We start from the raw sequence: 21,114 nt of genomic DNA, 5'->3' as shown, positions 1-21,114 counted from the left end.
TGGCACCAGGCCTTATGATCTTCGAGCGGGCATTGAGAGAGTCATGTCACGTTAATGCTGACGAGTGCTCGCTTGGCATGGTAAAGTGATCAGGCGGCACTTCCGGTAAAACCCTTCCAAAGTGCGATAGCCCAGAGGCGATGCAGATGGACCTCGATTGTTGAACAATCAGTCCAATTTCTATTTCGCCCAGTGCGGGTTTCAGCAGTATTGAGATAGAGAAGCCTTAGCTTGTTGATTTCCACGCCAACGCAGAGCTGGAAGCCCTTCTTTCGGAAGAGCCGCCCCTCTTGAGGACGGTCGATATCCTGATCTTTTTCGTACCGAACTATGCAGGCTTGCTGTTGATCTCGGTGCACATGCTCGCCGACTTCTGAACAACTCTGGTTAGACGGCGGTGGACGGCCTTGAGACATTGCGAGTCAACTCGCAGACGCCGGTCTCGGACCGAACCGCCTATCGGTCGGTTGCGATGGTCAGCCTGTAGCGGGTTGCCTTGCGTTCACCGGTCCGCAGTAGCGCACCTTTCTCGACGAGATCTGAAAGGTCACGCGTGACTGTGGTGGGAGGAGCTCCGGTGATTGTCGCGTAGTTGCCGGCGCTCAGGCCACCCGTGAACCCATCCGGGCCCTCAGCCAGCATGCGCAGCAGGACCTTCTCTTGTCGCTCATTCAGGAAGCCACGCAGTCTGTCCATCAACTTCGTCTTTTCGATCAGGAAACGGACCAGGTCGTCTGTAGATGCTTGGGCTTCAAGCGCTCTGTCCGCAAACCAGGAAAGCCAGTCGTTGATCGCAAGTGTCCGGCTCGCCGCTTCCAGGCGAGCGTAGTAGTCCTTACGATGTTTAAGCAGCGATTTCGACAAGGCGTTGAATGTCGGCGTGGAGATCGCTTGAGCCAGCGCGCTTTCGGCAATGGCCCGCCCGATACGCCCATTGCCATCCTCGAACGGATGGATGCTTTCGAACCACAGATGGGCAATGCCGGCGCGTGCGAGCGCTCCAAGCGGACGCCTTCCTTTGGGCGACGTCTCGTCAAGCCATTTGATGAGCATATTCATCTCGCTCGCAAGGCGCTCGGAGGGGGGAGCTTCGAAATGAACCCGCTGTCGACCGAAGGCACCGGACACGATCTGCATCGGCTCACTGTGAAGGCGGTAGCAGCCTATATCGGCAATGTCGCGGCGCCCGTTCATCACCATCCGGTGCCACTCGAATAGCCGATCTCGTGTGATGGCTTCAAAGGGATGGCGGTAGAGATCGGCCATCATCTCCGCGATACCGGCCTCCGCTGGTCTGCTGCGCAAAGCCGCGGCCGACATTCCGAGTTGGCGGCGTAGCGAAGATTGCACGCTGTCACGATCGAGGACCTCCCCCTCGATCGCGGATGTGCTCAATGCGTCGGAGCTCAAGAGCTCGATCACGAGATCCGCTTGATCACCCCGGTGGAGATGACGCATGGCACCCACGGCGATCGCTGCATTCTCAACGAATGCCTGCTCCTTTGATCGCAGAAGGTCTGAATCCCTGTCAGTACCGGAGCAATACTCCCCAATAGTGCCGTTTGAATCTTCCCCAGGTGCTGCGGCCGCCGGTCTTCCGGGGCGCGCCCCGGAAGACCGGCGGCGCGTCATCGCCGATACTCCTTCCGATGGTCGGGAGGGGGATTTTGGTGATCAAGCTGAGGGAGACGATCATGATCCTGGATCTGCATCAGCAGGGGCTGACGGTGTCGGCCATTTCCAGAGAAACGGGCATCGACCGCAAGACGGTGCGGAAATACATAGAGCGAGGCCTCGAGGCTCCTGCCTATGGCCCAAGGAAGCCGCGAGCGACGGTGATCGATCCGTTTGCTTCCTACCTGCGGGAAAGGGTCAAAACCTATCCCGGTCTGACCGGGAGCCGACTATTTCGAGAACTGCGCGAGCGTGGCTATACCGGCGGCTACACCGCTGTGACGGATTTTCTCCGCGACGTGCGACCGCCGACAAGCCAGGGATTCGAAGTTCGCTTTGAGACGCCGCCGGGCGAGCAGGCGCAAGTTGATTTCGCCCAGTTCCATGTCGTCTTCACCGACGAGCCAATGACGCCGAGGATCGTATGGCTGTTCTCGATGGTGCTGGGTCACAGCCGCCTCATCTGGGCGCGCTTCGTCATGCATCAGAACCTGCCGACCGTTCTGCGCTGCCATATCGCCGCTTTCGAGGCCCTTGGCGGCGCTCCAAGGGAGGTGCTTTATGACCGTATGAAGACTGCGGTCATCGGCGAAGGGCAGACTGAAGGCATCGTCTACAATCGTGCGCTCATCGACCTGGCGCGGCACTATGGATTTCATCCGAAGGCATGCAAGCCTTATCGCGCCAAAACAAAGGGTAAGGTTGAGCGGCCGTTCCGCTATATCCGCGAGGACTTCTTCCTGGCTCGCTCGTTCCGCAATCTTGACGATCTGAACGCCCAGCTTCGGCATTGGCTGGACACTGTCGCCAATCCGAGAAAGCATGCCACGACACTTCGGGTCGTCAACGAAGCCTTCGCCGAGGAGCGGCCCCATCTGCGACCCCTACCGCTGGCACCGTTCAAGTCCGTTCTGAAGCTCGAGCGCCGCGTGTCGCGGGAAGGTATGGTCAGCGTCGGAGGCAATACCTATAGCGTTCCGGATGCGACGCGCAGTCGGATGCTCGAGGTCCACTCTCTCGCCGACGAAGTCCGGATCTGCGGGTTTCAGCAACCTCTGGACAGGGTTTTCAGTAATCTCCGGACACAGTTTTCGTTAATTCCCGGACAGTGTTTCCGCTAAATCCCGGACAGTTTCGGGCGACGGAAAGAGGGTTGGTTCGCGGCTGCGCCGACTTGGTTGTTATGCCTCTCACGACAACGTTGCGAGGGGCCGATGCCGAGACGGAAGCAAGCAAGACGAACGACAGTGAAGGATATCCGGACCATTTTGCGCCTGACCCACGAAGAGGGTCTTTCGGTGCGCGAGATTGCCGAGCGGCTGAAGATCGGCAAGAGCTCGGTATCGACCTATTTGCTACGAGCTCGGGAGGCCGGGCTTTCGTGGCCTTTACCAGTTGGCGCTGACGAGGATGCAAAACTGGAGCGGCGGCTATTCGGCCGAGCCGGCCGGCCGCCGCGCGATCTGATCGAGCCAGACTGGGCGCTGGTGGTTCAAGAACTGAAGCGCAAAGGCGTGACGCTGACGCTTCTATGGCAAGAATACCGAGCCAACCATCCCGATGGTTACGGCTTCACCTGGTTTTGCGGGCAGGTTGCAGCCTTTCGGCAGCGCACGAGTGTGGCCTTCCGCAATCGGCACGCGGCGGGTGCCGTTATGCAGACCGACTATGCGGGGCCGACGGTGCCGGTAATTGATCCGGCCACCGGCATTGTCCACCCGGCTCAGATCTTTGTCGCGGTGTTAGGCGCTTCGAACCTGACCTTCGCCTATGCCAGCTTCAGCCAGAAGTTACCGGACTGGATCGACGGCCAGATCCGTGCGCTGACCTTCTATGGCGGGGTCACCAAGGCGATCGTATGCGACAACCTCAAAGCGGGGGTTGCCAAGGCCCTTTGGTTTGAGCCGACATTGACGGCGACGTTCGCTGCCATGGCGGAGCATTACGATACCACGATCCTGCCGACCCGAAGCAGGAAACCGCGCGACAAGGGCCGGGTCGAAGGCGCAGTGCTGATCGTCGAGAGGTGGATTCTGGCACGGCTCAGGAACCGCAGCTTCTTCTCGCTGGCTGCCCTCAACGCGGCGATCGCCGAATTGCTTGAGGAACTGAATAGTCGGCCGATGCGCCATGTCGGCAAAAGCCGCCGCGAACTGTTCGAGGAGATCGAACGGGCAGCCTTGAAGCCCTTGCCGGCTATTCCGTTCGAATATGCGGAATGGAAGTCGGCGAAGGTTCACCCGGATTATCATGTCGAGGTCGACAAGACCTTCTACTCGGTGCCACATCGGTTGATCGGATGCACCTTGCAGGTGCGGCTCACCCACCGGGTGGTCGAGATCTTCCATGATCACCAGCGCGTTGCCAGTCATGTTCGTCGCTCCCAGCGTTCCGGCCACGTCACGGTCAACGACCATATGCCCAAGGCGCATCAGCGCTACGCCAACACCACGCCGGCCAATCTCATCAGCCGTGCGAACCAGATTGGCCCCAGCGCCGCCATCCTGGTCGAACGCATGATGCGCGACAAGCCACATCCAGAACAGGGATACCGATCGGCGATGGGCATTCTGTCGCTGGTGTCACGCTATGGAGCACAACGCCTCGACGCGGCCTGTGAGCGGGCGCTCATCATCAACGCCATCACCTATTCCTCCGTCGCCTCCATCCTCAAATCCGGCCTCGACCGGGAAAGACCGCAGGCTGAACACGCGGCCCCCACGCCTGCGCATACGAATATCCGTGGCCGATCCTACTACCAGTGAAGGAAGAAAGAATGCTGACAAACCCCACCCTCGACCAGATGCAGTCCCTCGGGCTCACGGGCATGGCAACAGCCTGGCGCGAATTGGCCGAACAGTCCGGCACCAATGAACTCAACCGTGATGAGTGGCTGGGCTTGATGCTTGACCGCGAAATGACCTTGCGCGCCGACAAACGCATCCGCAACCGGCTCGCTTCAGCCAAGCTCCGCTTCGCCCAGGCCTGCATCGAAGATATCGACTTCTCTGCCGCCCGAGGTCTCGATCGGCGCAACACCATGGCGCTGGCCCAAGGTCAATGGCTCACCGCCCATGAGAGTCTGATCATCACAGGCCACACCGGAACCGGGAAATCATGGTTAGCCTGCGCCTTCGGCAGACAGGCCGCCAGGCTCGGGCACTCCGTGCTCTATGTCCGCGCGCCGCGCATGTTCGAAGATCTGGCACTTGCCCGTCTCGATGGCTCCTTTCCTCGTCTCATCGACAAACTCGCACGCGTCCAGCTCCTCATCCTTGACGACTTTGGAACACATGCGCTTTCCGATCAGCAGCGCTTCCACCTCTTCGAAATCGTCGAAGAACGCTATCAGAGGAAGTCCACCCTGATCACAGCCCAAGTCCCGGTCGCAAACTGGCACGATCTCATCGCCGATAGCACGGTCGCCGATGCCATCCTCGACCGTATCGTCCACAACGCTCATCGCATCACTCTCCGTGGCGAGAGCATGCGAAAGCAAAAAGGCGCGATCCCCTTGACGGCTGATGAAAACGGCGAAATCAATCAGCCCTGATGGTAACCAGGCTGCCAAGGACCAACCTCGGCAAACTGTCCGGACTTTAGTGAAACTGATGTCCGGGATTTACTGAAATCAATGTCCAGAAACTGCGAAGCGCGCATCCAGCCGGCCTTGTCGGTAAAGGCCTTGGTGAAAGCCATGACCGCATCGCGCGTCGTCGTGATGTTGTAGAGATTGCACATACGGCGCTCCTCTTATTGCCACATCCCGCGCATCCTCGCGCCAACGTCGATCCTGATCTGGCGGGCGCTGCGTTCGCTGGCGGCAGCAGAGACCTTTGGCCAGCTCGTCGTCTCGAAGAATTGCAGCAGCGTTGCCGGGATGAAGCGGGTGCGAGAGGCGTATACATGCCGATCGCCTTGCGCATTCTGCCCGTGGGTGAAGAAGCGTTGCGGCGTGATGAGGGCGAGGTGATCACGTGCCCGCGTCATACCGACATAGAGTAGCCGCCGCTCCTCTTCGAGCTCAGCCGTCGTTCCCGCTCCGAGGTCGGATGGAATGCAGCCATCGACGACGTTCAGCATGAACACCGAACGCCATTCCTGTCCCTTGGCGGAATGGATGGTCGAGAGGATCAGATAGTCCTCATCCAGCAACGGCACGCCTGCCTGATCGCTGGTCGCATCCGGCGGGTCGAGCGTCAGCTCGGTGAGAAACCGCTCGCGGCTTGGATAGCCACTGGCGATCTGCTCGAGTTGAAGAAGGTCGGCCTTGCGGGTGTCTGCATCCTCATGGATGCGGTCAAGATGCGGCTCATACCAGAGGCGCGCAATCTCCATCTCACCCGGCCAGCCACCCTCGGCCTTGCGGAGGCTGGAGACCAGCTTGATGAAGGCCGGCCAATCCTCGCCCGTCTTCGGCGGTGGAGGGATTTCTGCAAGCGACTGCAAGGGTTCGGGATCAGCGGCAATCGTGTCGAGGATCTTGCCTGCAGTCTGCGGGCCAATGCCGGGGAGCATCTGAAGAATGCGAAACCCTGCCACACGATCCCTTGGGTTCTGAGCAAAGCGGAGCGTTGCCAGCAGGTCCTTCACATGGGCGCTGTCGAGGAACTTGAGCCCGCCGAACTTCACGAAGGGGATGTTACGACGGGTGAGTTCGACTTCCAGCGCGCCGCTGTGGCTGGACGTGCGGAAGAGGACTGCCTGTTGCTTCAGCGTCATGCCAATCTCGCGATTGGCCAGCACCTGTTCCACGATGTAGCTCGCCTGATCGTTCTCGTCCTTGACGGTGACGAGGAGAGGGCGCTGCTCGGACGCGCGATCCGTCCATAGGTTCTTGGTGAAGCGCTCTCGGGCGAGATCGATCACGCCATTGGCAGCGGAGAGGATCGGCTGCGTCGAGCGGTAATTCCGGTCAAGCGTGATGACGTCGGCGGGCTTCGGCGAGAACTCGGACGGGAAATCGAGGATGTTGCGCACGGTGGCGGCCCGGAAGGAATAGATTGACTGGGCATCGTCACCGACGACCGTCAATCCGCGGCCGCCCGGCTTCATGGCCATCAGAACGGAAGCCTGAAGCTTATTGGTGTCCTGATACTCATCGACCAGGACATGATCGAAGCGACCGCCGATGTCGTCGGCCAGTTCCGCATCCGACATCATCTGCGCCCAGTAAAGGAGCAGATCATCATAATCGAGGACGTTCTGTGCCTGTTTGGCCTCGACATACGCCGCAAAAAGCCGCTTCAGTTCCGCCTCCCAGCTTGCGGCCCAAGGGTAGGCGGACTTCAGGACATCGGCGATTGACGTCTGCGCGTTGACGACGCGGGAGTAGATCGCAAGGCAGGTTCCTTTGGTCGGGAAGCGGCTCTCGGTCTTGGAGAGGCCGAGCTCGTGGCGGACCAGATTCATCAGATCGGCGCTGTCCTCGCGATCATGGATCGTGAAGTCGGCATTCAAGCCGATCTGGTCGGCATACATCCGCAAGAGCCGCGCGCCGATCCCGTGAAACGTTCCAGCCCAGGCGAGCGCGTCGGTCATGATCGCAGCATTGTCGCCAAGCACCTGCCGACAAATGCGCTCAACCCGCCGTCCCATCTCGGAGGCTGCGCGACGCGAAAATGTCATGAGCAGAATACGGCGCGGATCCGCTCCATTGACGATCAGGTGGGCGACGCGATGCGCCAGTGTATTGGTCTTGCCCGACCCGGCTCCCGCAATGATGAGAAGCGGACCGCCGATCGATCCGTCTTCAGAACCGACCCCATGGACGACTGCGTCACGCTGCCTGTCGTTCAGTTTTTCCAGATAAGCCGCCATCTGTCCCCGTCGCATGCATACAAGTGTGCGTCCGGAATCGCTGTATCATTGCTGCCGGAACAAATATGGAACATATCAGCATGCACCGGGACTGGAAAGCCCCAACAAGGCCGACTTATCGGGCTGGACTCAGCCGTCTCACCTGGTCGCAAGCGGGGGCCTTGGAAACCAGGCGGCATCTCCGCGCCGATAAGCGCTCTTCAAAAGCGGCGTTGCTCTGCGCGCGTTGCATCTTGAGCAGACGACCTTGAAGCGAATGGTTTCAATCTTGGTATCGGGACCGAACCTCCAGACCAAGTCGAGAAGGTCGCTCTGCGATAGCCTCTCACAACTTGCGCATTCGAAAAAGAGTGCCAGCCGGTCGTCCACCACATCACGCAGTGTCCGGTCATTGGGGTTCCGGTTGTCTTCAAACTTTGGGTTCGGCATAGGCGAACAAAATAGGAACAAAATCCTGTTCGAGTCCAGTCCTTTTCTGCTTCGACAATGAGTCTCCAACTTTCTTGCGTCATGATCTCCGTCATAAGCGCCATCGGCTTGTGAACTGTCCGATCGGCATACAGATCTGGTGGAGCAACGGCTCCGCCTGCGAGGCGTCGCCGGCATCTTGGTCCGTAATGACGTATAATGATATCGCCGCTGTCGGGGTCCAGCGCCAGGTGCAGCTTGCGCCACCCCCGACCGGATTTGATGCCATGCTTTTCCTCCAGCCATTGGCCAGCGCCGTAGACCTGCAGCCCCGTACTATCGATCAATAAGTGGACGGGACCTTCCCGGGATGCCCCTATCTGGGCGCTTGTTCGGCGCTCTCGGTTTATTTGCACGACGGCTCAGGGTCGTGTGATCGGGAACGGCGAGATCAAGCCCAATCAGCTTTAGCAAGGAGGTCAAAAAGCCCTCCGTCTGACGCAGTCGAAGGCCGAACACCAGCCCAAGCGTCAGGGCAGTTTCGATCGCCAGATCGGAGTAGCGCGGCTGTCCACCGCGCTTCGTCCGCTTCGATGCCGGCCACGACGATAGCGCCTCCGGCATCATCCACAGGGTCAGGCTGCCACGCCGTCGAAGGCCTGCCTGGTATTCTGCCCAGGTCGTCACTTTGAACTTCATCTTGCCGATACGATGACGGCGGCAAGCGTTGTGTTTCAAACGAATGTTAAGTCAGTCGCGCTGTTTCCACCCCAGCTAACTACGCCACTGCCGATGAAGGGTCCGTGCTCCAACGCTGCATGGCATGATTAATTGCGCGATATCATTCGGTGCTTCAAAGTGGGATCGGGTCCCACCACGGGGAAACCTTCGAACGTCTTCAGCGTATCGAGAACGATTGACGTCTTCACGTGCTGAACGGACTCGTGCGGAAGAAGGACATCGTTTACAAACCTCGATAGATCGGAAAGCCCGCGCACGGCCACTTTCAGGTGGTAGTCCATTTCTCCGGTGAGGGCATAAGCTTCCAAAACCTCTGGCAAACCGTTGATCAACTTTGAGAATCGTTGAGCGTTGTCGCGGTTATGCGTCGCGAGTGTGACTGAAATGACGACCATCAACTCCAAACCGATTTTCTGCCGGTCGAGTATGGCCTGGTACCCGGAGATATATCCTTCTTCTTCCAGCCGCATTCGTCTTCGGGAACATTGCGATGGCGAAAGCGACACCCGTTCCCCAAGCTCGTTGTTTGTAAGGCGGCCGTCTCTTTGAAGTTCGTCTAGGAGACGTAGATCGAATTTATCAAGCTGCTCATTCATTGCGGGAAACTCAGTTTTTGCTCAAAGATCGTGCGAACTTTCGCATCCATCCGCCAACTTCGCAAGAACATTGCACGCTTCGTGCGCGATAATGACCTTATTGATTTGACCGCCTTTGGGGAGATAGCAATGGGACCCTTTCCACACGACGCGCCGCCATCTGAAATCACAGCTGATAATCCCGCAGGGACGGATGGCTTCGAGTTCGTCGAATTTGCACACGCGGAGCCCGAGAAACTGCAGGAGCTTTTCACGCGTATGGGTTACGCCCCCGTTGCCAGGCACAAAACCAAAGATATTACGGTCTGGAGGCAAGGCGATATCAATTATATCCTGAACGCCGAGCCAGGCAGCCACGGTACTCGTTTCGTAGAGGAGCATGGACCGTGCGCACCGTCGATGGCGTGGCGGGTCGTCGATGCTAGGCACGCCTTCGACCACGCGGTGTCAATGGGGGCCGTTCCGTACGAAGGTACAGACAAGACGTTGGATGTACCCGCCATTGTCGGCATAGGTGGCTCACTACTTTACTTTATCGACAGCTACGGTGCGAAGGGCTCTCCTTACGACGCCGAGTTTGAATGGCTTGGCAAACGCGACCCCCGGCCTGAAGGTGTCGGCTTCTACTTCCTCGACCATCTGACCCACAACGTCTATCGTGGAAATATGGACAAGTGGTGGGGCTTCTATCGCGAACTGTTCAACTTTACGCAGATCCACTTTTTCGACATTGACGGCCGCATGACAGGCCTTGTTAGCCGGGCGATCACCTCGCCCTGCGGCAAGATCCGTATTCCACTGAACGAGTCGAAGGACGACACCAGTCAGATTGAGGAGTATCTAAGGAAATACAAGGGGGAGGGCATCCAGCACATCGCAGTTGGAACCGACGGTATCTACGCCGCGACCGACAAGCTCGCCGCGAACGGCTTGCGCTTCATGCCCGGTCCGCCGGAAACTTACTATGAGATGTCATACGATCGCGTGAACGGTCATGACGAGCCGATCGACCGGATGAGGCAGCACGGGATTCTCATTGACGGAGAGGGCGTGGTGAACGGTGGCATGACCAAAATCTTGCTGCAGATCTTCTCGAAGACCGTGATTGGTCCGATCTTCTTTGAATTCATCCAACGCAAGGGCGACGAAGGGTTCGGGGAGGGAAACTTTAGAGCCCTGTTCGAATCGATCGAGGCTGATCAAATAAAGCGCGGCGTTATCAAGCCGACCGAGGCCGAGTAACATGATCCGAGGCCTCGTCGAAAGACTGGGCCATCGCTGCAACTTTCGGGAGGATGAAATGGAACTGGTGGTAGCTGAGAGGCCAGTCGGCTCGCGGGTCGTGCGCAACGGACCGACTTACATGCCGGGTTTCGGGAACGACTTTGAAACCGAGGCGCTTCCAGGTGCGCTTCCGCAAGGGCAGAACAGCCCTCAGAAGTGCAACTACGGGCTCTATGCCGAACAGCTGTCCGGGTCGCCGTTCACAGCACCGCGTGGAACAAACGAACGTTCTTGGCTTTACCGGATTCGGCCAAGTGTTCGACACATGCGTCGCTTTTCGAACGCCAGTTATCCTTATTGGAAGACCGCCCCATGCCTTGACGAGCACTCACTGCCGCTCGGGCAATTGCGTTGGGATCCGCTACCTGTTCCCAATACGGAGCTCGACTTTCTCGCAGGCATCCGAACGATGACGACGGCGGGCGACGTGCTGACGCAGGTTGGTATGGCGGCACACGCTTATACGTTCAACGCCGATATGGTGGACGACTACTTCTTCAACGCCGATGGCGAGATGCTAGTTGTTCCGCAGCTTGGAACCATCCGGGTTTTCACCGAGATGGGCGTGATGCACGTTGAACCGCTGGAGATTTGCCTCATCCCCCGAGGGATGATGTTCAAAGTTTCACGGATCGGCGAGGGCGATATCTGGCGCGGTTATATCTGCGAAAACTATGGAGCGAAGTTCACGCTCCCGGATCGCGGTCCCATCGGCGCCAACTGCCTTGCCAATCCACGAGATTTTAAGACGCCAGTTGCCGCCTACGAAGATAAGGAGACGGTGTGCCGGGTTCATGTCAAATGGTGCGGTAAGTTCTACGTGACTGAGATCGGCCATTCCCCGCTCGACGTTGTCGCCTGGCATGGCAACTACGCGCCGTTCAAGTACGACCTACGGACCTTCTCTCCTGTGGGTGCGATCCTTTTTGACCATCCCGACCCATCGATCTTCACGGTGTTGACCGCACCAACAGAAGAAGCCGGAACAGCGAACGTCGACTTCGTGATCTTCCCGCCTCGTTGGATGGTCGCCGAGCACACCTTCCGTCCGCCGTGGTATCACCGAAATATCATGAGCGAGTTCATGGGCCTGATCCAAGGCCAATACGATGCCAAAGAGACTGGCTTCGTGCCGGGCGGCATGAGTCTTCACAATATGATGCTGCCCCACGGTCCGGACGCGGGAGGGTTCGACAAAGCTTCCAACACCGATTTGAAGCCGGTGAAACTCGACCACACCATGGCGTTCATGTTTGAGACGCGCTTTCCGCAGCAACTCACCAAATTTGCCGCCGAGCTGGAGACGCTGCAGGACAACTACATTGAATGCTGGGATGGCCTCGACCGCAAGTTCGACGGCACACCTGGCATCAAGAGCAAGCCAAACAATTAACGGATCAAGAAATGAAGCTCGCGACCTTAAAGGACGGCACCCGGGACGGCAGGCTCGTCGTGGTATCTCGTGACCTCGCGCGTTGCGCGGATGCTGGCCAAATTGCAAGAACATTGCAGGCGGCGCTGGACGATTGGAACGTTGCGTTACCGGGGCTTGCCGTGCTCGCCAACGCGGTCGAGGAAGACACGGTGCCGACCCAGCCGTTTGTCGAGCGCGATGCGGCTTCGCCGCTTCCCAGGGCATTTCAATGGATTGACGGCTCGGCCTACGTCAATCACGTCGAACTTGTCCGGAAGGCCCGCAACGCGGAGATGCCGGAAAGTTTCTGGACAGATCCCCTTATGTACCAGGGTTGCTCTGACAGCTTCCTTGGACCGCATGAGCCAATCTCGATAGCCGAAGAATCCTTCGGGATAGACATGGAAGCCGAAGTTGCCGTTGTCTTGGACGATGTCCCGATGGGCGTGACACCTGAACAAGCTCGAAAGGCCATCCGCCTGGTTATGCTTGTCAACGACGTCTCACTGCGAGGACTGATCCCTGCGGAGCTAGCCAAAGGATTTGGCTTTTTACAATCGAAGCCTGCCTCGGCATTCTCGCCCGTTGCCGTCACGCCCGATGAGCTTGGTGACGCGTGGGATGGAGGAAAGGTCCATCTACCCTTGTTAGTGACGCTCAACGGCACACCCTTCGGCCGGGCCAATGCCGGTGTCGATATGACCTTCGATTTTGGCGACCTGATCTCACATGCTGCAAAGACGCGGAACCTCGTGGCGGGCACTATCATCGGCTCTGGGACTGTTTCCAACAAGCTCGATGGCGGTCCAGGAAAGGCCATCGAGCAAGGAGGAGATGGGTATTCCTGTATCGCGGAAATCAGAATGATCGAAACTATAGAATCCGGCTCCCCAAAGACGGTGTTCATGAAGTTTGGCGATCGAGTTCATATCGAGATGAAGGATCGAGATGGGCATTCAGTCTTCGGTACGATTGATCAAACTGTCACGAAGTATAAAGGCCCGCCAGCGTGAGCGAAATCGTCCTCTATGATTACTGGCGGTCGTCGGCGAGCTACCGTGTCCGTATCGCACTTAACCTCGCGGGCATCAGCTACAGGCGAGTGCCGGTTGATTTATTGACGGGCGAACACCGGAAGCCGGACTACAAAAAGGTCAATCCTCAGGGGCTTGTCCCAACGCTCTTGATCGACGGTGAGAAACTCAGCCAATCGCTGGCTATGATCGAGTACATCCACGAAACCCGGCCAGGCACCGATTTGCTCCCCGACGAACCAGCCGCACGACATCGCGTTCGAGCACTTGCTGACGCAGTCGCTATGGACATTCATCCCATTTGCAACATGCATGTGGCTTCTCACGTCGTCACACTCACTGGAGCTAAGGACGCGCGAGAGGCCTGGATGTCCCATTTCATTTCGGACGGTTTGTCCAAACTTGAAGCGATGCTCTCCAGCAGCGACGGCAATTACTGCTTAGGCGACCGTCCTACAATTGCGGACCTTTGTCTCGTCCCACAGGTTTACAACGCTCGTCGTTGGGGCATCGATCTGCAGGAATTCAAACGCATTGTCGAGATCGACGCGCGATGTGCCGAGCTGGCGTCATTTCGCGAGGCTCACCCCGACGCTGTAAAACCCATCTAGGAACACAGAATGTTCGACGAATTGACCGCCCCGTCAGAAGACGCGCTCTTAGCATTGATTGGCTTGCACCGTGACGATCCGCGAAACACGAAAATCGACCTTGGCGTCGGGATGTACCGTGATGATAATGGGCAGACCGCCATCATGCAGGCGGTGAAGGAAGCCGAAAAACGAATTTGGGATACTCAGAAGTCCAAAGCATATATCGGCCCGGAAGGTGATCCAGCCTTCCTCGACCTTCTCGCGAAAGAAGTTCTGGGGGCCGACTGGAACCAAACTTCCGTTATAGGCCTACAAACACCGGGAGGCAGTGGAGCGCTCCGTCTCGCGGCCGAGCTACTCGCTTACCAGGGTCCTCGGACAGTCTGGATTGGAACGCCGACATGGCCAAATCATAACGGCATTTTCAGCGCCGCAGGCCTTACCGTAAGAACACACCCGTACTTCGACGCAACCACGCAATCCATTCGCGTGGAGGAAATGCTAAGCGCACTGAGTGGCGCTTCGTCCGGAGACGTCGTCCTTTTGCACGCAAGCTGTCATAATCCCACCGGGGCCGCGCTGGCTCTGGAGGACTGGAATGCGATTGCAAAGGTCATGGCCGGACGCGGCCTCATTCCGCTGCTGGACAGCGCATACCAAGGGTTTGGACGGGGCATCTACGAAGACAGGATGGGACTTCATATCCTTCTTAAAGCCTGCCCGGAGGCCCTGATCGCTGTATCTTGCTCAAAGTCCTTTGGTCTTTATCGCGAGCGAACAGGAGCAATCTATGCAAGCTCCAATTCAGGAAACGTTCTACCTAAAGTGAGAGGGGCTCTCGCCTCTCTTGCCCGCGTCAACTACTCGATGCCTCCTGCGCACGGGGCCGAGATTGTTAGAACCATCCTTGCCGACGGCGACCTCAGGGCATCATGGTACGCGGAGCTAGAAACGATGCGGTTGCGCATAGTGGAAATCCGGCAAGCCCTTGCGGGTGCTCTCTCCCAGCAAGTACCAACGATGGCCGCGATTGCTAGTCAGGAAGGGATGTTCTCCCTTTTGCCCTTGGCTGGCGACACGGTCATGTCGATTCGCCACCGACACGCGATCTACATGCCGGAAAGTGGCAGAATTAACATTGCGGGCCTACGCCTCGACCAAGTCGGACGCTTGGCGAGCGTCCTGGTCCCACATTTGCATTAACGAATAGCGGCTGATGGAACTGGGCCGCGATTTGCGGTGTAGTTGCACATTGATTGTCTTCTCAGCCGCGACTGCGACCCATCGCGCCCTCGCCCACGACACGACTGCGGTGCCGGACCCTCGGCTCAACATACACGCCGGACAGATCTCTTTTGTCGATTTTCTCGAAAGAAATCGTGCGCCGACGGCCGTTCACACAGTGGCGGGTCGGATCACGACTACCGGTCTGCTGGGCGTCGTACCTCACCAAAAAAAGTCCATGCGAGATGTAACCCATCTCAAAAAACGTTGACAACAAAATGTCCAAAATGTACGAATTGTCCAGAATGAATTCACGGAAGGATTAGCCCATGGAGGAGTTGGATCGGGTCGTTTCAGGGATAGTCGCGCTGTTCTATCCGCACGTGGAGGCCGTCCTTCACGACGTTAAAAACGACCGTATCGCAAAGCTATGGAACGCCTACTCGAAGCGTTCAGTCGGCGAGGAGACGCTGCTGGACGCTGAATCAATAGTGGGCGCTCAGCTCGACGCCGTAATGGGCCCTTTCGAACGAACGCTCATTGATGGGAGGCGCGTCTCGTGCGTCAGCATTCCCCTGCAGGGTGGCCGCTACCTTCTGTGCATTAACTTCGATCTTACGGTCCTCAATGACGCTATCGGTGTGTTGCAGCGTTTTGCAACCCCGCTGAAGGTTCAACCGCCGGCCCTGGCTGCGGGCGATTGGCATGGTCAGATGAACCAGGTCATCGAAGATTGGTGTCGCGCCAACGAGCGACATAGGACGGCATTGGACAGGCAGGAGAGGCTTCAGATCATCGCAGAACTCGATGAGCGCGGGTTATTCTCCATGAGAAAGTCCGCAGACTATGTAGCGAGGGCGCTGCAGGTCTCCCGTTCGAGCATCTACCAATCGCTTAGCGAAATTCGTGGTTCGGGAAGGATTGCGAAATGAGCGCCTCAATCGAAGAGTTCGATAATCTGCGAAGCATTCGATACTTCGATGTTGCAGCGCTCGGCATTACACCGCAGTCCGTGCGAACTTCTACCGGTGCGATGCTCGAACAGAAGATGTCGTGGGGAATGGCGTCGCACTCCGATCTGAGCAGCGACCGGGTGATTGCCCACGCCGAGCAGGCCGTTCGTTCGCTCCTTGGTGTCACTGGCGGAAAATCATTCATCGCTTCGAGTTCGATGAGCGCCGCCTATTCGATCCTTCAAGCGTTGCCGCACAACGGCGGAACAATTGTATGCGCAGCGAACGAGTATCCTGGGCTGGTAGAGGTCGCTCGCACGTTATCTCGACAAACTGGATTGGAACTAAGATTCGTCGAAAGTGCGGAAGATGGTTCAACGAACTTGCTCGAGGCGATCAGCGATCGAACTGAAGTGGTCGTCGTTAGTCAAGTGCATTGGGTGACGGGGCGCGTCAATCCCATCGAAGAGCTTGGCAAGGCAAGGCGGCATCTGAATTTCGTCCTTGTTGTTGATGCTTCCCAAGGGCTTCCCATAGCACCATTGAATCCCGAGAAGATTGAAGCTGACGTTGTGGTGGCCGCCGGATTCAAATGGCTCGCTGGCGCACTTGGCTCGGCGGTCGCTCATATTTCGGAGAGGCTACTTGACGTTCTTGCTTCCCGCTTGGGGCCAAGCCTTTGGCCTATAGTCCCATCGACGCAGAGCTACGTTGCCATGCACAATCTCGCGGCATCGATCTCCTGGATGCAGGAATTCGGCATCGAGAAAATAAGAAACGATACCATTCAAGCGGCTCAGGCGATCAGGGACTTTGGTCAAGATGTGGGTTGGTCACCACTTGGAGGCAATGGCCGTCAAAGCTCGGGCATCGTTAGCTTTCCGTTCCCCGCAGCCCAGGCCGAGTACATCGTCGGACAAGCGCGGGCCGCCGGTCTTTATCTTTCGGCGCGAGCAGGCGCCATCCGCCTCTCACCTCACTTTACGGTATCCATCAACGAGTGCCGTAACGCGGTGGGTCTTCTCAAGCAAATCTCGTTGATGCCCAAATAACAGAGGGAACCTAAATGAAAACTGTCAAACGCACGCTTGCCATTGTCTCGCTCCTTTCGGGAATGGTTGCTGGGACCGCCGTGGCAAATGCGGCCGATGCAAAACTGAACGCTATGCTTCCGGAGAAGATTAAGACCACCGGAGTGGTCCGCGTCGCTTCCGACTTTCCATTCCCCCCATATGAGTTCATGGACAAGGACAACAAGCTCACCGGCTTCGAGTATGACTTGAGCCAGGCGGCAGGGGAATTGCTTGGCGTGAAGTTCGAATGGCAGAAGCAGCCGTTTGACGGCATCCTGCCAGGTTTGGCAGCGGGCAACTATGACCTTGCCTGGTCAAGCATCACCGACAAGACCCAGAGGCAGAAAATCGTCGACTTTGTCGACTATGCCGTCGGGCAGGGCGGCATTCTCATGAAGAAGGGTGCGGGTCTAAAAGGTAAGGCCGATCTATGCGGCTTGAAGATTTCCACGCAGAAGGGCGGAACGGGCGAGAAGGACATCCAGGACCTCTCAGCCAAATGTGTGCAATTGGGCAAAAAGGCGGCTGAACCGGTTCTTTACCCATCCTCAACAGAAGCAGAATTGGCGATTAAGTCCGGTGGCGCCGATGCGATGCTGAGCGATGCCGCAGGTCTCGCATACATCGCACAGACTGTGGACGGCGGTAAGGCGTACGATTTCTCGGTTTACACAGACTTCGAGAACCCCCGTTTCCCGCTAGGCGTCGCTGTGCCGAAGAACAACAATCAACTTCGTGATGCAATGCAAGCAGCGCTTCAGGCGCTAATTGACAACGGCACCTACGCGAAAATCATGGACAAGTACGACATCAAGGCTCTCAGCGTCGACAAGATCACCATCAACGCCGCGATCAAATGATCGTCGTATCGGCTCAACGTTGAGATTGCACATGAAAGCTCAAGCATCAACGAAGCCGACGATTGTCGCGCCCCAGATTTTCTGGGGCCGACGGATCGCAGCGGCAATCTTGCTCGTCATCATGGGATTTGCATTCAAGTCCATGGCGACCAACCCTCGTTTCGAATGGGACGCGGTGGCGAGATATCTTTTCCATCCCGAAATCCTAAGCGGCGTCGTCGTAACGATCGAGTTGACAGCGCTCGCGATGATTATCGGTGTCATCGGCGCAGTCATCCTTGCCTTGATGCGCCTATCCGGGAATCCGGTACTCGTCGTTATGTCAACGGCCTATATTTGGTTCTTCCGGGGAACTCCGCAGCTTGTTCAGATAATTTTCTGGGGGTTTCTGGGCGCCCTGTATCCAGACTTCGTGCTCGGGATACCTGGTACCGATGTCATATTTTTCACAGCGCCCACCAGTTCGGTAATCGGGGCGTTCACAGCGGCGTTGCTCGCGCTCGGGTTAAATGAGGCTGCCTATGCTTCGGAAGTCGTTCGAGCGGGCATTCTGTCTGTGAATTTTGGCCAGATCGAAGCCGCTCATTCGCTTGGCCTCACGCCTTCGAGAGCTATGCGCAAGATCGTTTTGCCGCAGGCAATGCGGGTGGTGATACCACCGCTCGGAAATGCCGTGATCGGGATGCTCAAGACCACCTCGCTCGTATCGGTAATTGCCGGACACGATCTTCTTACGAATGCGCAGTCGATCTACAACAACACCTACGAGATCATACCGCTGCTCCTTGTTGCCAGCTTCTGGTATCTCGTGATGACGACTGTGCTGAGCGTGTTTCAAGCTTGGCTAGAGCGAAAGTTCAACAAAGGCGTTAGACGTCCTCCAAATCTCATCATCGCGATGTTGAAGGATCGATCTTTGCGCGAACAGCAATCGCTCGCCATGCAGCGCAGCATTGCTGAGAGCAACGCGGCTTCGGAGGTGGCAGATGTCGGCCGGTAACGTTCCCTTTCTTGCGATTGAAGGCGTCCATAAGTTCTTTGGTGCCGACCACATTCTGCGGGGCATCGACCTCCAAGTTGATAAGGGCGAAGTCATTTGCATCCTTGGACGGAGTGGCTCGGGAAAGTCGACGCTGCTTCGGACGATAAATGCGCTTGAACCAGTAAGTGCGGGACGTATCGCTCTAAACGGAGAGCTTATCGGATACCACGAAAAAGGCGATCGACTGTACCCTTTGGGGGCCGTCGCGCTGGCTCGCCAGCGAACCAAGATCGGGATGGTATTTCAGGGGTTCAATCTTTTCCCCCACATGACAGTGCTCGAAAACATCACGATGGCACCTAAGATGGTACTATCAGTTCCGGCTCGCGAGGCAGAAGAGCAGGCTCGCCATTTTCTGGAAAAGGTGGGAATGTCCGACAAGGCGTCGGTCTATCCAACGTCGCTCTCCGGGGGACAACAACAGCGGGTAGCGATCGCAAGATCATTGGCTATGAAGCCAGAACTCATCTTGTTTGACGAGCCAACGTCAGCGTTGGATCCCGAATTGGTGGGCGAAGTCCTATCTGTCATGCAACAGCTAGCCGCAGATGGGATGACTATGTTAGTTGTCACGCACGAATTGCGGTTCGCACGCGATGTCTCTGACGTCACAGTCCTGATGCACAACGGCCGCATTGAAGAGATGGGGCCGACCAAGGACGTCATGTCGGCTCCGAAGACGAAGGCAGCCCAAGGCTTTTTCGCAAGTCTCAACTAAGTCCAGGGACCAGCCCTCACCAAAAAATCAAGTAAGCTCGGATGGACCCAAAGCTTCATCCGGGCGTCAACCGGAGATCGTTACCGGCATGAGATTCATCGCCAGAGAAGAAATAGAACCGCTGCCATTGTTACGCGAAAGTGTCGCCGCCATAAGGGACGCTTACGTGGCTGCTATCGATGGACGTGCGCAACTACCGCCGGTTGGATATCTGGGCTTTCCAAACGCAGACTGCCACGTGAAATTCGGGCACATTGCTGGAGATCCGATTTTCGTCGTGAAGCTGTCTTCTGGCTTCTATGATAATCCGGCGAGGGGACTTCCCTCGAACAACGGCATCGTAATTGCGGCTTCAGCACATACGGGCGAGATCGTTGCCGTCCTCGATGATCGGGGACTTCTCACGCAGCTCCGGACTGCAGTCGGAGGGGCAATTGCGACGTTGGCGCTGGCGCGACAGGATGCGAGGGTGATAGGAATTGTTGGCTCGGGCATTCAAGCCCGCCAGCATCTAAGAGCGCTTACCGCGATTTCGGACAAGCCATTGGAATTCCACGCGTGGGGTAGAAATCTTGCGCGGGTCGAAGAAATGGCGATCGACCTTTCTCGCGAGAATATTGTAGTGGCCATAGCCCAGGATATTCGACAACTATGTGCAAAGGCAGACGCGATCGTCACCACAACGCCTGCGTCGTCGCCCGTGATATTCTCAGACTGGATAAGGCCTGGCACCCACATCACCGCGATAGGTGCCGACTCTCCAGGGAAGCAGGAGCTAGAATCGGCTTTGGTCGCTCGTGCTGATCGCCTTGTGATGGATCTAGCTCATCAATGCCTCGATCACGGGGAGTTCTCCGCCGCTCACCGCCAAGGGTTAATCGATCCCGGCAGATGCGTTGAACTCGGTGCTATTCTTTCGAACCGGGAGCTAGGGCGTCGCTCCAACGTAGAAATCACAATAGCCGATCTTACAGGACTGGCAGTGCAAGACATCGCGATCACACGAACTGTGCTCGACCTACTGCATAACGCCGAGCAATAGCATCAAGTGGCGTTGGTGCACGGATCGATGAGACAGCTTCTGTTTCTCCGGCAATGAGCGCGCTTGATGATGCAATTGAGCGGGTTCGCGACAAGAAAGAACGCATTGCGGGCCACCTGACACTCACCGTGCCCCTGGTGGGCTATCATTTTCTCAATGATAATATCGGGACGTTTCTATGCGCGCATTCCGAAGTCGATATCGAAGTCAGGTTTTCCGATGCGATGGTGGACCTCGTCGCAGAAGGCATCGATCTGGGCATCCGCAATGGCCCGTTGCGGGATAGCTCGCTCAAGCAGCGACGCTTTGGGCCTTTCTACCACGGGCTTTTTGCGTCTCCTGATTATCTGAACCGGCGCGGCGAGCCGCAATTTGCAAATCTCGAAGGTCATGATCGCATAGCCTATCGGTTCAGCATGACGGGTCAGCTTCAGCCCTGGCGCGCACGCGAGGGAAGTGAGCTAGCGCTTTCGCCACCGCGGATCATTGTCAATGCCATCGAAGGTGCACGCAGCGGTACGCCTCCGGTGAGGGCCGCCTTGCGAGATTGGCGTGAACATCGGAAGTCCTAGTGCAAACACTAGGAGTAGTCCTATGACGAAGCATCCGATTGAAGTGATCACGTCCGTTGAGCGTCG

Annotated in this window: 18 protein-coding genes and 2 pseudogenes; 15 read left to right on the top strand and 5 right to left on the bottom strand. The window is 57.2% G+C overall.

What is annotated here, in order from left to right; translation table 11 throughout:
• Positions 1 to 456: 456 nt before the first annotated feature.
• Positions 457 to 1,632 carry a Fic family protein gene (locus LQK84_RS18860; protein ID WP_230830284.1) on the bottom strand — a complete coding sequence of 392 codons (1,176 nt, stop codon included), beginning with the start codon at positions 1,630 to 1,632 and terminating at the stop codon, positions 457 to 459.
• Between the two features lie 38 nt (positions 1,633 to 1,670).
• Here LQK84_RS18860 and istA (LQK84_RS18855) point away from each other — a divergent pair.
• From istA (LQK84_RS18855) to istB, 3 genes and pseudogenes are all read left to right on the top strand, one after another.
• Positions 1,671 to 2,711: pseudogene (gene istA, locus LQK84_RS18855) on the top strand (IS21 family transposase); the annotation flags it as partial.
• Positions 2,712 to 2,888: 177 nt separating this feature from the next.
• Positions 2,889 to 4,439, top strand: coding sequence for an IS21 family transposase (gene istA / locus LQK84_RS18850; RefSeq protein ID WP_230830283.1), 1,551 nt, complete (start codon positions 2,889 to 2,891; stop codon positions 4,437 to 4,439).
• A gap of 11 nt (positions 4,440 to 4,450) precedes the next feature.
• Positions 4,451 to 5,227, top strand: a complete 777-nt coding sequence (gene istB / locus LQK84_RS18845) for an IS21-like element helper ATPase IstB (RefSeq protein ID WP_230830282.1) — start codon at positions 4,451 to 4,453, stop codon at positions 5,225 to 5,227.
• Here istB and LQK84_RS18840 read toward each other — a convergent pair.
• The 4 genes and pseudogenes from LQK84_RS18840 to LQK84_RS18825 form a co-directional block, all read right to left on the bottom strand.
• Positions 5,218 to 5,415 carry a hypothetical protein gene (locus tag LQK84_RS18840; protein ID WP_230830281.1) on the bottom strand — a complete coding sequence of 66 codons (198 nt, stop codon included), beginning with the start codon at positions 5,413 to 5,415 and terminating at the stop codon, positions 5,218 to 5,220. The two genes, istB and LQK84_RS18840, sit on opposite strands and share 10 nt — an antisense overlap.
• Before the next feature lie 12 nt (positions 5,416 to 5,427).
• Complete coding sequence (locus LQK84_RS18835) at positions 5,428 to 7,494, bottom strand: ATP-dependent helicase (protein ID WP_230830280.1); 2,067 nt, start codon at positions 7,492 to 7,494, stop codon at positions 5,428 to 5,430.
• A 516-nt stretch (positions 7,495 to 8,010) separates the two neighbouring features.
• Positions 8,011 to 8,601, bottom strand: a pseudogene (locus LQK84_RS18830) (IS5 family transposase); the annotation flags it as partial.
• Between the two features lie 128 nt (positions 8,602 to 8,729).
• Positions 8,730 to 9,239 carry an Lrp/AsnC family transcriptional regulator gene (locus tag LQK84_RS18825; protein WP_230830279.1) on the bottom strand — a complete coding sequence of 170 codons (510 nt, stop codon included), beginning with the start codon at positions 9,237 to 9,239 and terminating at the stop codon, positions 8,730 to 8,732.
• Between the two features lie 129 nt (positions 9,240 to 9,368).
• Between LQK84_RS18825 and hppD the strand changes: the two genes are divergently transcribed.
• The 12 genes from hppD (at position 9,369) to LQK84_RS18765 (ending at position 21,048) form a co-directional block, all read left to right on the top strand.
• Positions 9,369 to 10,481 (top strand): 4-hydroxyphenylpyruvate dioxygenase, encoded by a 1,113-nt coding sequence (gene hppD / locus LQK84_RS18820; protein WP_230830278.1) that lies wholly within the window; start codon positions 9,369 to 9,371, stop codon positions 10,479 to 10,481.
• Positions 10,482 to 10,539: 58 nt separating this feature from the next.
• Entirely contained in the window at positions 10,540 to 11,916 is a 1,377-nt protein-coding gene (hmgA, locus tag LQK84_RS18815; protein WP_230830277.1) for a homogentisate 1,2-dioxygenase, read from the top strand.
• A gap of 11 nt (positions 11,917 to 11,927) precedes the next feature.
• Positions 11,928 to 12,950 (top strand): fumarylacetoacetate hydrolase family protein, encoded by a 1,023-nt coding sequence (locus tag LQK84_RS18810; protein WP_230830276.1) that lies wholly within the window; start codon positions 11,928 to 11,930, stop codon positions 12,948 to 12,950.
• Complete coding sequence (maiA, locus tag LQK84_RS18805) at positions 12,947 to 13,582, top strand: maleylacetoacetate isomerase (RefSeq protein ID WP_230830275.1); 636 nt, start codon at positions 12,947 to 12,949, stop codon at positions 13,580 to 13,582. Before LQK84_RS18810 ends, maiA begins: the two co-directional genes overlap by 4 nt.
• Positions 13,583 to 13,591: 9 nt before the next feature.
• Complete coding sequence (locus LQK84_RS18800) at positions 13,592 to 14,767, top strand: aromatic amino acid transaminase (RefSeq protein ID WP_230830274.1); 1,176 nt, start codon at positions 13,592 to 13,594, stop codon at positions 14,765 to 14,767.
• Positions 14,768 to 15,117: 350 nt separating this feature from the next.
• Complete coding sequence (locus LQK84_RS18795; protein WP_230830273.1) at positions 15,118 to 15,720, top strand: helix-turn-helix transcriptional regulator; 603 nt, start codon at positions 15,118 to 15,120, stop codon at positions 15,718 to 15,720.
• Positions 15,717 to 16,793: an aminotransferase class V-fold PLP-dependent enzyme gene (locus tag LQK84_RS18790; RefSeq protein ID WP_230830272.1), complete on the top strand. Its 1,077-nt coding sequence runs from the start codon at positions 15,717 to 15,719 to the stop codon at positions 16,791 to 16,793. Before LQK84_RS18795 ends, LQK84_RS18790 begins: the two co-directional genes overlap by 4 nt.
• A 14-nt stretch (positions 16,794 to 16,807) precedes the next feature.
• Entirely contained in the window at positions 16,808 to 17,674 is an 867-nt protein-coding gene (locus tag LQK84_RS18785; protein ID WP_230830271.1) for an ABC transporter substrate-binding protein, read from the top strand.
• A gap of 31 nt (positions 17,675 to 17,705) precedes the next feature.
• Positions 17,706 to 18,674, top strand: coding sequence for an amino acid ABC transporter permease (locus LQK84_RS18780; protein ID WP_230830270.1), 969 nt, complete (start codon positions 17,706 to 17,708; stop codon positions 18,672 to 18,674).
• Entirely contained in the window at positions 18,661 to 19,434 is a 774-nt protein-coding gene (locus LQK84_RS18775; RefSeq protein WP_230830269.1) for an amino acid ABC transporter ATP-binding protein, read from the top strand. The genes LQK84_RS18780 and LQK84_RS18775 overlap by 14 nt, the downstream gene beginning before the upstream one ends.
• Positions 19,435 to 19,522: 88 nt before the next feature.
• Complete coding sequence (locus LQK84_RS18770; RefSeq protein WP_230830268.1) at positions 19,523 to 20,476, top strand: ornithine cyclodeaminase family protein; 954 nt, start codon at positions 19,523 to 19,525, stop codon at positions 20,474 to 20,476.
• A gap of 53 nt (positions 20,477 to 20,529) precedes the next feature.
• Complete coding sequence (locus LQK84_RS18765) at positions 20,530 to 21,048, top strand: LysR substrate-binding domain-containing protein (RefSeq protein WP_230830267.1); 519 nt, start codon at positions 20,530 to 20,532, stop codon at positions 21,046 to 21,048.
• The last annotated feature ends 66 nt before the right edge of the window (positions 21,049 to 21,114 follow it).

The organism is Rhizobium sp. C4 (assembly GCF_021026315.1).
In the GTDB taxonomy this organism is placed as follows: Bacteria; Pseudomonadota; Alphaproteobacteria; order Rhizobiales; family Rhizobiaceae; genus Ensifer_A.
This window is presented reverse-complemented; position numbering and strand designations above follow the sequence as displayed.

Bases quoted from the DNA above. Each gene is read 5' to 3' on its own strand.
- hppD (WP_230830278.1), top strand. From the start codon at position 9,369: ATGGGACCCTTTCCACACGACGCGCCGCCATCTGAAATCACAGCTGAT.
- LQK84_RS18785 (WP_230830271.1), top strand. From the start codon at position 16,808: ATGAAAACTGTCAAACGCACGCTTGCCATTGTCTCGCTCCTTTCGGGA.
- istB (WP_230830282.1), top strand. From the start codon at position 4,451: ATGCTGACAAACCCCACCCTCGACCAGATGCAGTCCCTCGGGCTCACG.
- LQK84_RS18790 (WP_230830272.1), top strand. From the start codon at position 15,717: ATGAGCGCCTCAATCGAAGAGTTCGATAATCTGCGAAGCATTCGATAC.
- LQK84_RS18775 (WP_230830269.1), top strand. From the start codon at position 18,661: ATGTCGGCCGGTAACGTTCCCTTTCTTGCGATTGAAGGCGTCCATAAG.
- LQK84_RS18800 (WP_230830274.1), top strand. From the start codon at position 13,592: ATGTTCGACGAATTGACCGCCCCGTCAGAAGACGCGCTCTTAGCATTG.
- hmgA (WP_230830277.1), top strand. From the start codon at position 10,540: ATGGAACTGGTGGTAGCTGAGAGGCCAGTCGGCTCGCGGGTCGTGCGC.
- LQK84_RS18780 (WP_230830270.1), top strand. From the start codon at position 17,706: ATGAAAGCTCAAGCATCAACGAAGCCGACGATTGTCGCGCCCCAGATT.
- istA (WP_230830283.1), top strand. From the start codon at position 2,889: ATGCCGAGACGGAAGCAAGCAAGACGAACGACAGTGAAGGATATCCGG.
- LQK84_RS18825 (WP_230830279.1), bottom strand. From the start codon at position 9,239: ATGAATGAGCAGCTTGATAAATTCGATCTACGTCTCCTAGACGAACTT.
- LQK84_RS18840 (WP_230830281.1), bottom strand. From the start codon at position 5,415: ATGTGCAATCTCTACAACATCACGACGACGCGCGATGCGGTCATGGCT.
- LQK84_RS18765 (WP_230830267.1), top strand. From the start codon at position 20,530: ATGAGCGCGCTTGATGATGCAATTGAGCGGGTTCGCGACAAGAAAGAA.
- LQK84_RS18795 (WP_230830273.1), top strand. From the start codon at position 15,118: ATGGAGGAGTTGGATCGGGTCGTTTCAGGGATAGTCGCGCTGTTCTAT.
- LQK84_RS18835 (WP_230830280.1), bottom strand. From the start codon at position 7,494: ATGGCGGCTTATCTGGAAAAACTGAACGACAGGCAGCGTGACGCAGTC.
- LQK84_RS18860 (WP_230830284.1), bottom strand. From the start codon at position 1,632: ATGACGCGCCGCCGGTCTTCCGGGGCGCGCCCCGGAAGACCGGCGGCC.
- LQK84_RS18810 (WP_230830276.1), top strand. From the start codon at position 11,928: ATGAAGCTCGCGACCTTAAAGGACGGCACCCGGGACGGCAGGCTCGTC.
- LQK84_RS18770 (WP_230830268.1), top strand. From the start codon at position 19,523: ATGAGATTCATCGCCAGAGAAGAAATAGAACCGCTGCCATTGTTACGC.